Annotated in this window: 12 protein-coding genes; 2 read left to right on the forward strand and 10 right to left on the reverse strand. The window is 76.5% G+C overall.

All coding sequences use genetic code 11. The features are described from left to right. Nucleotides 1–236: 236 nt before the first annotated feature. A complete protein-coding gene (ppnP, locus tag MNY62_RS24560) occupies nucleotides 237–518 on the forward strand; it encodes a pyrimidine/purine nucleoside phosphorylase (protein WP_242346966.1) in 282 nt (93 codons plus the stop codon). Nucleotides 519–600: 82 nt separating this feature from the next. Then, on the forward strand, nucleotides 601–1,941 hold the full coding sequence (locus MNY62_RS24565) for an SMP-30/gluconolactonase/LRE family protein (RefSeq protein WP_242346967.1): 1,341 nt from the start codon (nucleotides 601–603) through the stop codon (nucleotides 1,939–1,941). Nucleotides 1,942–2,163: 222 nt separating this feature from the next. Here the strand turns inward: MNY62_RS24565 and MNY62_RS24570 are convergent, their stop codons facing one another. The 10 genes from MNY62_RS24570 to mdcA form a co-directional block, all read right to left on the reverse strand. Further along, on the reverse strand, nucleotides 2,164–2,514 hold the full coding sequence (locus MNY62_RS24570) for an HNH endonuclease (RefSeq protein WP_408629107.1): 351 nt from the start codon (nucleotides 2,512–2,514) through the stop codon (nucleotides 2,164–2,166). A gap of 462 nt (nucleotides 2,515–2,976) precedes the next feature. Beyond that, the gene (locus tag MNY62_RS24575; protein WP_242346968.1) at nucleotides 2,977–3,831 is read right to left on the reverse strand and encodes an acyl-ACP desaturase; all 855 of its coding nucleotides are present in this window, start codon (nucleotides 3,829–3,831) and stop codon (nucleotides 2,977–2,979) included. Nucleotides 3,832–3,921: 90 nt separating this feature from the next. Continuing rightward, nucleotides 3,922–4,947: an endonuclease/exonuclease/phosphatase family protein gene (locus MNY62_RS24580; RefSeq protein WP_242346969.1), complete on the reverse strand. Its 1,026-nt coding sequence runs from the start codon at nucleotides 4,945–4,947 to the stop codon at nucleotides 3,922–3,924. A gap of 249 nt (nucleotides 4,948–5,196) precedes the next feature. Further along, nucleotides 5,197–6,135: an ACP S-malonyltransferase gene (locus MNY62_RS24585; protein ID WP_242346970.1), complete on the reverse strand. Its 939-nt coding sequence runs from the start codon at nucleotides 6,133–6,135 to the stop codon at nucleotides 5,197–5,199. Beyond that, nucleotides 6,132–6,962, reverse strand: coding sequence for a triphosphoribosyl-dephospho-CoA synthase MdcB (mdcB, locus tag MNY62_RS24590; RefSeq protein ID WP_242346971.1), 831 nt, complete (start codon nucleotides 6,960–6,962; stop codon nucleotides 6,132–6,134). The genes MNY62_RS24585 and mdcB overlap by 4 nt, the downstream gene beginning before the upstream one ends. A gap of 56 nt (nucleotides 6,963–7,018) precedes the next feature. Then, a complete protein-coding gene (gene mdcG, locus MNY62_RS24595) occupies nucleotides 7,019–7,705 on the reverse strand; it encodes a malonate decarboxylase holo-[acyl-carrier-protein] synthase (protein ID WP_242346972.1) in 687 nt (228 codons plus the stop codon). Then, nucleotides 7,695–8,414, reverse strand: coding sequence for a biotin-independent malonate decarboxylase subunit gamma (locus MNY62_RS24600; RefSeq protein ID WP_242346973.1), 720 nt, complete (start codon nucleotides 8,412–8,414; stop codon nucleotides 7,695–7,697). The genes mdcG and MNY62_RS24600 overlap by 11 nt, the downstream gene beginning before the upstream one ends. Beyond that, nucleotides 8,411–9,328: a biotin-independent malonate decarboxylase subunit beta gene (locus MNY62_RS24605; RefSeq protein WP_242346974.1), complete on the reverse strand. Its 918-nt coding sequence runs from the start codon at nucleotides 9,326–9,328 to the stop codon at nucleotides 8,411–8,413. The genes MNY62_RS24600 and MNY62_RS24605 overlap by 4 nt, the downstream gene beginning before the upstream one ends. Then, a complete protein-coding gene (mdcC, locus tag MNY62_RS24610; RefSeq protein WP_242346975.1) occupies nucleotides 9,325–9,642 on the reverse strand; it encodes a malonate decarboxylase acyl carrier protein in 318 nt (105 codons plus the stop codon). Before mdcC ends, MNY62_RS24605 begins: the two co-directional genes overlap by 4 nt. A 12-nt stretch (nucleotides 9,643–9,654) precedes the next feature. Then, on the reverse strand, nucleotides 9,655–11,320 hold a 1,666-nt coding region (gene mdcA / locus MNY62_RS24615; protein WP_242346976.1), incomplete at its 5' end, for a malonate decarboxylase subunit alpha.

An 11,320-nucleotide genomic window follows, 5' to 3' on the forward strand; every position in this document is an offset into this window, starting at 1 on the left:
AGGGCGGCCGCGCGCAGCGGTCGGGCGCGTCCCGCTCGCAGCACGCGGGCGGCGCGAGCGCGAGCGACGCGGGCTCGGGCTCCGGCGGGAAGCCCCGCCTCGTGGGCTCCTGGAGCGGGGGCCGGGGCGGCCAGAAGCGGCGCCGGTAGCGGCCGAGGCGGGCACGGGCCCGCCGCCGCGCCGCAGGGCCGCTCGCCCTTGAACGCGCGGCCGCGCCCGTGCTTTAGACTCCGGCCATGCTCAAGCACAACGCGTACTTCGACGGCGGCGTCCAGAGTGTCGGGTTCGAGCGGAACGGGCGGCGCCACACGGTCGGCGCCGTGGACACGGGCGAGTTCCACTTCGGCACCGACGCCGCGGAGCGGATGACGGTGGTGTCCGGCGAGCTCTGGGCGAAGCTGCCGGGCGACGCGGCCTTCCGCCCGTTCCCGGCCGGGACGACGTTCGAGGTCCCGGCGAAGAGCGGGTTCGACGTGAAGGCGCTCGCGCCGGCCGCCTACCTCTGCGAGTTCCTGTAGGCGCATACCCCCTTCTCGCAGCGTCACATTCCGCCCGCGGGCGACTCATTCCAGGGCCCCCCTCGCCGAACCCGAGGTGCCCGTGTCCGCGTCCTCCCGCAGCGCCCTGCTCCTCCCGCTCGTCTCGCTCCTCGCCATCGCCTGCCGCACGGGCGCGCCGCCCGCGCGCGTCGCGGCGCGCGAGGAGCCCGTCCAGGCACGGCCGGAGCCAGCGCCCGGCGCCGACGATGCGGGCCGCCTCTACCTGCGCGCGTGGATGCAGAGCCGCCGCGGCGATGCCGACGGCGCGCTCGAGACGCTCCGCGCGCTCGACGCGCGCGGCTGGGACATCCCCCTCGACGGCCGCGACTTCCCCGGGCTCGCCGAGCGCGAGGAGTTCCGGGCGATCGCGGCGCGGATCGCGGCCCGCGCGCCGGCGACGGCCCACGCAGCCGTCGCGATCAGGCTCCCCGAGCGCGGCCTCGTCGCGGAGGGGATCGCCGTCGATCCGCGGGACGGGACGCTCTACGTCGGGAGCATCCGCCTGCGGAAGATCGTGCGCGTCGCCCCAGGTGGCACGGCGACGGACGTGGTCCCGGCCGCGGCGGGCGGGCTCGGGCGCGTGCTCGGGCTGAAGGTCGACTCGCGCCGCGGGCTCCTCTGGGCCGCCGCCAACCACGGCGACGCGCCGGACGGCGGCGCGAGGGCGGGCTCCCGCTCGGGCGTCTACGCGTTCGACCTCGCAAGCGGGGCGCCGAGGCGGGCCGCCACGATCGACGGGGCGGGGCACCTGCTCAACGACCTCGCGATCGCCGACGACGGCGCGGTGATCGTCACGGACAGCGAAGCGGGCGCGGTGTACCGCCTCGACCCGGACGCGGCGGCGCTCGCGCCGGTCGTCCCCGCGGGCACGTTCGCCTACGCGAACGGGATCGCCTTCGCGGAGGGGCGGCTCCTCGTGGCGGACGCGTTCGGGCTGTGGGACGTCCCGGTCGCCGGCGGCGCGCCCCGCCGCCTCGCCGGTCCGGCCGGCTTCCCGCTCGGAGGGATCGACGGGCTGTCCGCCGTGGGACGGACGCTCGTCGCCGTCCAGAACGGGCTCGGCACGCCGCGCATCGTGCGACTGGAGCTCGCGCCGGGCGCCGAGCGCGTCGTCCGCGCCGAGGTCCTCGAGGCCGGGAACCCGGACTGGCACACGCCGACCACCGGCGCGCTCGACCGGGGCGTCTTCCACTACATCGGCAACAGCCACGTCGACGGGTGGAAGGAGGCCGAGCTCGATCCCGCGGGGATGGTGGAGACGCGAATCCACCGGCTCGAGATCACGATCCACGCGGGGGCGCAGCCTCATCATTCATCACGTCCTGAGGCTGCCGACCGTGCCCGCGGTTTCCGTTTGACGAGCGGCCCGGCGCGCGGGGCGGTTGGTGCATCGACCGGGTGAGCACGCGCGGCCCGGGAACGCGCCCTTCGGAGTCGTACGAGCGTATGCGGGCGGCGAGCGTTGACCGCGGGGGCCTGGGTCACGGGTTCGGAAGCTTGGCGGTGGCGCGGCGCCGCAACGCTCGCCCGACGGCGGCTAGAGCGCTGTCGCTTCCGCGCCTCCGTGGCCGCGAGGCGCCGTCGGCGCGCGGGGTGGGGGCGCAGTCGTGCCGACCGTCAAGGCTCACGGCGCCCACATCCCCAGCTGCACGATGGGACGCGGAGGCGCCCCGCCAGCGCGTTCCTGCGTCGGTCCGGCGCCCCGGTCGCGGCGGAAGCGCTCCATGTGCTCGCGTCCGAAGGTCCTCTCGGCGTGAAGCAGGTTATGAGCTCGGCAGGCGAGCCGAAGATTGTCGATCGTCGAGGGTCCGCCGAGCGCCACGGGGCGGATGTGGTCGAGCTCGAGCTTCCAGCGGCTGTTGCAGCGGCGCCCGTCCGGACCGACCCAGGCGCAGCGCCCGCCGTCGTGCTTCCACACCGCGCGGCGCACTATCGCCGGGATCGTGGAGGTCGCCTCCGGGGACGCCGCCGCCATCGGCTCAGGCTTGCCGGGAACGCGCCGTCTGTCGGGATCGCGTCGGGCACCGGCGCTGCGGGTGCTCCGTCCGACGGCTCGGCGCGCACCCCGACCGGCGCTGCCTCTGGCGATAGTGGTTACTTTCAGTGAACTAAGCCGCAGGCGCCTGCACCGCTTCCGGCGGCTCGCCTCCGCGCGCGGGCGCGAGCGCCACGGCAGGACGCTCTCGGTGGACACGCTCGCCTGCACCCGCCACTCCGGCTGGGCCGCTCGGAACCGTGCCCGGACAGCGCGATCCCACCTCGTCGATGCCCGAGTCCGATGTGCGCATCCATACGCCGGTCCATCGGCGTGCGGCCCTCCGGGCGGTCGGCCCCTGAGGCGAGCAGGGCGGGAACATGACCATCCGCGCCACGCCCGCTGAGCGCCCCCGCCCCGGCGCGCTCGCTTTCGCGCTGATTCCGGATCATGACCTGCCGCTCAGGGCGTCGCCCGGGGCTCCGCCGCCTCGGCGCGCCCCGCCTTCCGGAAGCGGTTGAGATCGCGGACAGAGTCGAACGTCTCGCCGAACAGCGCGGAGAGGCTGCGGAGGATCGCGCGCACGACGCGCTGCTCGCACTCCGCGTCGAACCGGATCTGGTCGTCGAGCCAGCGCTCCAGCCAGCCCGGGTCCGGCAGGCGGCTCTGGACGGTGTCGTTCGGGAAGAGCGAGCGGTTCACGTGCAGGTTCGTCGGGTGCAGCGGCTTGCCGCCCCGCCCGCCGCTCGCCATGAGGACGCCGATCTTCGCGAACGCCGCGCGCGCCGTCTCCCCGTCGCGCTCGAGCGCGCGGCGCATGTACTTGAGGTACGCGCCGGCGTGGCGCGCCTCGTCCTCGGAGACGAGGCCGTAGACGTGGCGGATCACCGGCTCGTCGTGCCACTCCGCCGCGCGCCGGTACCACTGCGTGAGGCGCACCTCGCCGCAGAAGTGCAGCATGAGCGTCTCGAGCGGCGGCGCCGGATCGAACTCGAAGCGCACGGCGTGGAGCTCGTCTTCGGTGGGGAGGAGCTCCGGGCGGAAGCGCCGCAGGTACTCCATGAGCACGAGGGCGTGCTTCTGCTCCTCGTAGAACCAGATCGACATGAACGCCGAGAAGTCGCTGTCGTGGCGGTTGTCGCGGAGGAACATCTCCGTCGCGGGCAGCGCGGACCACTCGGTGATGGCGTTCTGCTTCACCGTGAGCGCCTGCTCGTCGGTGAGGGCCGCCGGGTCGAAGCGGTCCCACGGCACGTCCTCCGCCAGGCTCCAGCGGGCGCGCTCCAGCGAGCGGAACAGTTCGGGGTACAGGGGCATCGCGGCTCCTCGTAGAGGGGGAGCCGGGGAGGTAAGGGCGGAGTGTCTCCGGCATGTCACGGGCGCCGGAAACGTTCGCTTGCGTGGACGTCAAGGCAGCTCGAGCTCGGCGACCACTCCGATGTGGTCCGACGGCCAGCGGCTGCCCTCGAAGCTCGCCGCCTCCGCGCCGGCGAGCGCGGCCGAGCGCGCGGTGAAGCGGCGCTGCAGCACGAGGTCGACCCGCCGCGTCACGCCGGCGGCCGGATCCGTGAGCGAGTCGCGGCAGCAGGTGAGGCCCGCCCCCTCGCCGGCCTCCCACGCATCGCGGAAGCCCGCCGCGCCGCTCACGAGGAGCTCGTACGCGGCGTCCCCCGGCGCCGAGTTCATGTCCCCCACCACGACCACCGGGAGCTCGGCGCCGGCGAGGTCCACGAGCTCCGCGGCCTGGCCCGCCGACACCGCCTCGACGGTCTCGAGGTGCGTGGAGAGGAAGCGGAAGCGCCGCCCGTCGAGCGCGACGTCCGCGCTCGTCCAGGCGCGCGGCGCGCCGAAGGCGCCGCCGCCCGGGAGCTTCACCGGGAGCGGCAGCCGCGTCGCGTAGAGCCCGCCGCGCGGGTTCGAGACGGCGAGCCCCGCGCGCGCGAGCACCGCGACGCGGTCGGCGATGCGGTACGTCGCGCGCCCGCCCGGCAGCGCCGAGTCCACCGACGACTGGATCGCCGCGACCTCGTAGGGCGCGCCGCGCGCGCGGAGCTCCGCGAGGACGAGCCCGACGAGGTCGTACTCCACCGGAGCGCCGCCGTCGCGCGGCTCCGAGCGCCACAGCGCCGCCTCCTGCAACCCGACCAGATCCGGCCTCGCGAGGGCGATCTCCGCGGCGACCTTCCGCATCCGCGCGACCGGATCGCTCGCCTCCATCCCGGCCCATATGGCGTCGAAGGTCGCGGGGAGATCGCCCGGCTCCGAGAGGACCTGGTCGAACGCGCCGCCGTGGAGGACGTTCCACGTCATCACCTTCACGGGGATGGGGCCTGCCGGGGCGCCGGATCCGGCGCCATCGCCACCCCCGCAGGCCGTCCCCGCGACGGCCGCCGCGAGCAAGAGTGCTGCCCCCGTGCGCGAGCCGATGGGCATGGAGCCTCCCGACGTTCGACGACCCTTCCCTCGCCCGGTTCGAGCCACCGCCGATGAGCGCCGAGGTCGAGTCGATCCTCGCCTCGATCCGCGAACGGTCCGGGGTCCCCCTCCAGCACCCTCGATCCCACATCGTGGAGCGGCGGGTCCGCCAGCGCATGGCCAGCGCGGGGGTGTCCACGCCGGCGACTACGTCGCGCTCATCGTGAAGGACCCCGCCGAGGTGGGCGGGCCGTCGAGCGGCTCACGCTACCTCCGCCCGCCGCTCGCCTCCACCCAGCGGACGACGCCGTCGAGCGAGCGGAAGTCCGCCACCGACCGGGCACGCGCGCCGGGGATCGCCTCGCCCGCCATGCGCGCGAGGGCGTTGCCCGGCCCGAGCTCGAGGAAGATCGAGCAGCCCAGCTCGGCGGCGGTCGCGAGGCAGCGGCCCCACTCGACGCGACGCGCGAGCTGCAGGGAGAGCGCCGTCACCGCTGCCGCCCGGGTCCGCGCCGGGGCGCCGGTGATGCCCGCCAGCACCGGGATGGGGGGATCGCGGAGCCCCGAGCGCGCGAGCGCGGCCGCGAACGGCTCGACGGCCGCGTCGAGGAGGTGCGTGTGGGCGGGGACGTCCACGGGGAGCCGCTGGACGGTCGTGGCGCCCAGGCCGCGCGCGCGCCGCTCGAGCTCCGCGAGCGGACCCGCGGCGCCGCCGACCACGCAGTGATCCGGCGCGATGGCGATGGCGAGCTCCGCGCCGACCTCCCCCGCGAGCGCCTCGGCGCGGGCGAGCGCGAGGCCCCGGAGCGCGACGAGGCCGCCGCCGGCCGGCGAGGCGGCGTCCATGAGCGCCGCCCGACGCGCTGCGAGCGCCACGGTGTCCCCGGGGGAGAGCGCGCCCGCGCAGCCGTACGCGGCGAGCTCCCCGAGGCTGTAGCCGGCGACGACGCGCGCGGGCGGCAGCGCCTCGCGGAGCGCCGCCCAGGTCGCGAGCTCGGCGGCGCACAGGAGCGGCTGCGCGATCGCGTTCGCGAACAGGTCGGGCCCGCCGCTCCGCGCGCGCGCCACGGGGTCCTCGCCGAGCACCGCGCGCGCGGCGGCGACGACCTCCGCGCCGCGCGGGCTCGCGACGGCGAGGTCGAACATGGCCGGGTGCTGGTGCCCCTGGCCGGGGCAGAGCACCGCGAGGCCGGCCCTCCCGGTCATCCCGCGCCGTCCCGCGGCAGGTCGAGCGCGCCGAGCCGCTCGACGAAGAGCGCGGCGGCGAGCAGGTCGGCGCTGCCGCCGGGCGAGAGATCCCGCGCGACGAACGCGCGGTGGAGCGCGCGCGCGTGCTCCTCCCAGCCTCGCCGGTGCACGCCGCCCCTGGCGAGGAACACCTGCGCCGCCGCCCGCGCGAAGGCGAGCCCGGCCGCTCCGCCGCGGTAGAGGAGGTTCGTGTCGGGGAGGACCGCGATCGCGGAGAGCAGGCACTGGACGGCCGCGGCCGCTCGCGGCGCGCCGCGGTGCAGGCTCGAGCGGAGAGCCGGCAGCGCCACGTCGAACAGGTGCGGGAAGCCTGCCGCCGCCTCCGCCCGCGCGCCGCCGACGCCGTGGCGCCGCCCCACGATGGCCCCGTGGCTCGTCGAGGCGGCGGGCAGCTCGCGCGCGATCGCCGCCCCGTAGTGGCGGCGCAGGGCATCGCGGAGCGCGGCGGGGACGAACGCCGCTCGGGCGGCCGCGAGCCGGCCGGCGGCGGCGGCGAGGAGGCCGAGCGAGAAGATCGCGCCGCGGTGGGTGTTCACGCCGCGGGTCGCGTGGAGCATGCGCGCCTCCGCGTCGATCGCGAGCGGGCGGAGCGCGGCGAGCGAGGCGCCCTCCATCCCGCCGCGCGCGACCGCGTGGAAGTAGCCGCGCAGCGCCGCGATGCTCGCGCGGAAGGTCCGCGCGTCCATGTCGCGGTGCGCGCCGCGATCCCGTGGCGTGACGAGGCCAGGCTTCGGCTCGGCCTCGAGCTCCTCGTGCAGCGCCGCGACGGCGGCCTCGCCGATCACGTACGCGAGGCTCGCCGCGGGGAGGCTCGCGACCGGAAGTCGTGGGGAGGCCCTCGTCACACCCACGGCCCGCCCCCGTCCGAGGCCCCGGGCGGCCCGAGGAGCGTCCGCGCCGGCTCGAGCGCGACCGACGTCCCGGACTTCACGAGGACCCGGGGAGCGCCGGTGGCGAGCTCTCGCCATGCGACGGCCCGCCCGCCGGGGAGCAGCACCTCCCCGTCGAGCCGCGGGATCCCGTCGCCGTGGCCGCGCAGGAGCGCGAGCGCCGAGCCGAGCTCGCCGTGGGTGCCGGGCTCGACGAGGAGGTCCACGTCGGAGCGCTCCGTCACGTATCGCCGGCCGGAGAGGTGCTGCCAGGCGAGCGAGCCGTACACGCGCAGGAGCAGGCCCGCGTCGCGTGCGGCGCGGTCGAGCGCGCCGAGCCGCTCCTGCCACGCAGCGGGCGCGCTCGCGGCGGCCTCCCGGAGCGACAGAGGCGGGCCGATCCGCTCGACGGCGCGCGGGTCCACGAGGAGGGCCATCCGGCGCTTCTCGCCCGCCGCCGAGGCGGGGAGCGCGACGCCGAGCGCGATCGCGTCGCCGCAGGACGCCCCGCGCCGGCAGGCGACGGCGGGGAGCCGCCGGCCGAACCAGTCCTCGAGCGCGTCCAGCGCGGGCGGCTCCAGCTCCCCGCGCACCGCGTCCCGCCACGCCGGGCGCAGCCAGACCCGGTCGTGCCGGGCGGGGAGTCCGTCAGGGCTCATCCGCATCCTCTCCGCTCACCCGCCTCGCCACCGCGGCGGCGAGGAGCCGCCCTCCCCGCTCGAGGCCGAGCTCCGCGCGCCGGTCCGGGCCGACCGGGCGCGAGAGCGCGGCCGCGAGCCGCTCGGAGAGCGGCGGCTCCCAGGCCGGCTCGAGGGCCCCGAGCCGGACGAAGCCGTCGAGGCCCGGCGCGAGCACCGCCGAGCTCCGCGACAGCTCCTCGAGTCGCTCGAGCGGGAGCTTCGTCACGCGCGCCATCGCCGGCAGGCTCATCACCCACGGGTGCGCGCCCTCCACCGCGTGGATCGCGTCCGCCATGAAGCCGAGCGGGAGCACCCCGCCGCTCACCGCGTCGCCGCTCACCACCGCGACGAGCCGGTGCCCGCGGCGGCGCGCGAGCTCGACGCAGGCGGCGAGGTGGCCGAGGTAGCCGTTGAGGCCGAGCACCTCGTCGCGGCGGGTCATCCGCTGGCCGCGGGTGTCCACGAGGACGACGATGGGTCGCCCCGGGTGCTCCCGCACGACGCGGAGGACCTCGCCCGCGAGGGCGAGCGCCGCCTCGACGCCGACCTCCGCCCCACCCGCGCTGCCGAGCACCGCGACGTCGCCGGCCGCCGTGCGCGCGGCGCCGCGGACGATGCCGTCCTCCTCGCGCACGGCGTGCCCGGCGGGGAAGAGCGCGCCGAGGAGGGCGCCGAGCGCGGGGGTCACGGCTCCCCCCTGCGCGCCGGCGCGACCGTTCGCCGGAACGCGTCCGCGTCGAGGAGCGGGAGGCGCTCGGGCTCCGGCGCGGCCGCGAGCTGCCAGACCTCCGCCGCGTCGCCGCAGCCGCCGAAGTCCGCGAGCCGCCGCGCGAGCCGCTCGTGCTCGCGCGCGAGCGAGTCCAGGTCGAGCGGCCGCGGGCGGGCGAGGAGCTCCGCGGCGGCGGCGCGGAAGGCGGCGAGGTCGTCCTCGACGATGAGATCCGCCTCGCCGAGCAGGTAGCGGTGCTTGCCGCCGTAGGTGCGCCAGACGAGCGCGCGATCCGCGGCGTCGAGCTCCTCCACGCCCTTCGTCGCCTCGATGACGTCCGGCCCGGAGATCCCGAGCCTCCCCTCCTCGCTCATGGCGAGCCCGTCGCAGCAGCGCGCCACGATCCCCATCCCGCCGAAGCAGCCCCAGCCGCCGCCGATGAGGCCGACCACCGGCACGCCGGCCGCGCGCGCGCTGAGCAGCGCGCGCATGATCTCCGAGACGGCCACGAGCCCGGCGTTCGCCTCCTGCAGCCGCACGCCGCCCGAGTCGAGGAGGAGGAGCACGCCCGCCGGGCGCTCCCGCTCGGCGCGGCGGAGGAGCCCGACGAGCTTCGCGCCGTGCACCTCCCCGACGGCGCCGCCCATGAACCCGCCCTCCTGGCTCGCGGCGAGCACCGCGCTGCCCCCGAGGCGACCCTCCCCGACCACGACGCCGTCGTCGAACGCGACCGACAGGCCGAGGGAGGCGAGGTGCGGGCTCGTCACGCGCTCGGAGGGGCCGAGGAGCTCCGTGAAGCTGCCCGGGTCGAGGATCCCCGCGAGCCTGCGCCGCGCCGTCGCCTCGCGGTAGCTCTTCTGCGCCGGGGGGTGGCCGCCGTCAGGAAGCGTCATGGCCGCTGCCCCAGGTACTCCTCGACGGCCTGGTCGAGCCGGAGGCTCACCACCGCGGGGGTCGCCCCCGCGTCGTTCACTGACAGCGCGAGCCCGGCCACCGCGTTCCGGGCGGCGAAGTCCCGCAGCACGGCGTCCCAGATCTCGCCGAAGCCGTGCGCGGAGGTGGCGATCTCGACGCGGCAGCGCCCATCGAGCTCGGCCGGCTCGACGAGTACCTCGAGGTTGCCGGACGCGACGACGCCGACGACCACCGGCGGCGCGCGGGGCGCCGGCGGCCCCGCCGACTCGAGCTCGAACGCGAGGCGCTCCATGCCGTCCTCCCCTCACCAGCTCCGGAAGCGGGCGGGCGGGTCGTAGAGCCCGCCGGACCAGCGCACGAGGTCCTTCACGCTGCGCGCGGCGAGCAGGTCGCGCGTCGCCTCCCGCTTGTCGACGCCGAGGTCCTCGGGGCGCCGGATGACGCCCCGGCCGCGCAGCGCCTCGACGGCGCGCCGCGAGCGCGCGCGCCCGACCGGCGTGTAGCCGGCGACGCCGCGGATCGCCTCCGCGCGCTCCTCCGGCGTGCGGCACAGGAGCAGGTTCGCGATCCCCTCCTCCGTCACCACGTGGGTCACGTCGTCCCCGTAGATCATCACCGGCGGCAGCTCCATGCCCATCGTCTCGGCGAGCTTCCAGGCGTCGAGCCGCTCCACGAACGCCGGCTCCATGTGCTCGCGGAACGTCTCGAGGAGCTGGACGACGAGCTTTCGCCCGCGCGGCATGACGGTGGGATCCGCCTGCGCCTCCCGGCCCGCGCGGAGCCACGCCGCGCTCGCGTGCCGGCGGCCGCGCGCGTCGGCGCCCATGTTCGGCGCGCCCCCGAACCCGGTGATGCGGCTCGTCGTGGCGGTGGAGCTGTTCCCGGCGAGGTCCATCTGGAGCGTCGAGCCGATGAAGAGATCGCAGGCGTAGTGGCCGGCGGTCTGCGAGAAGGCGCGGTTCGAGCGGAGGCTCCCGTCGCGCCCGGTGAAGAACACGTCCGGCCGCTCCGAGACGTACCGCTCCATGCCGAGCTCGGAGCCGAAGGCGTGGATGGACTCGACGAACCCGGCCTCGATGGCGGGGATGAGCGTCGGATGGGGGTTGAGCGCCCAGTGCCGGCAGATCCTGCCGCGCAGGCCCAGCCGCTCGGCGTAGGTGGGGAGGATGAGCTCGATGGCCGCCGAGTCGAAGCCGATCCCGTGGTTGAGCCGCTCCACCCCGTACTCGGCGTAGATCCCCTTCACGACCATCATGGCCATGAGGACCTGCACCTCGCCGATCTGCGCCGGATCGCGGGTGAAGAGCGGCTCGATCGCGCTCGGCGCCGGCGCGACGGTGACGAAGTCCACCCAGCCGGCCGGGATGTCCACCCGCGGGAGCCGCTCCACCCGCTCGTCCACCTGGGCGACGACGATCCCGTCCTTGAAGGCGGTCGCCTCGACGATGGCCGGCGTGTCCTCGGTGTTGGGACCGGTGTAGAGGTTGCCCTCGCGATCGGCGGCGATCGCCGCGACGAGCGCGACGCGCGGCGTGAGGTCCACGAAGTAGCGCGCGTAGAGCTCGAGGTAGGTGTGGATGGCGCCGATCTCGATCCGCCCGGCGGCGACCAGGTGGGCGAGGCGCGTCCCCTGCGGGCCCGAGAAGGAGAAGTCCAGGCGCCGGGCGAGGCCGCGCTCGAAGAGCTCGACGTGCTCGGGCAGCGCGAGCACCGACATGACGAGGTGCAGGTCGTGGACGCGGGCGGGGTCGGCGCACGCGAGGGCGCGCGCCAGGAAGTCGGCCTGCTTCTGGTTGTCGCCCTCCAGGCAGACGCGGTCGCCCGGCTCGAGGATCGCCTCGAGGAGCGGCGTCACGCGCTCGGGCTCGACCCAGCGCCCGGCGGCGCCGCCGATGGGGCGGGCGCGCGCGAGGCGCGCCTCGCGGCCGCGCCGGGCGGTGTCCCACGCCCGCGTCACGAGACCTCCGGGG

Origin of the sequence: Anaeromyxobacter terrae, assembly GCF_022690685.1 — a bacterium.
GTDB classification, from domain to species: Bacteria; Myxococcota; Myxococcia; order Myxococcales; family Anaeromyxobacteraceae; genus Anaeromyxobacter; species Anaeromyxobacter terrae.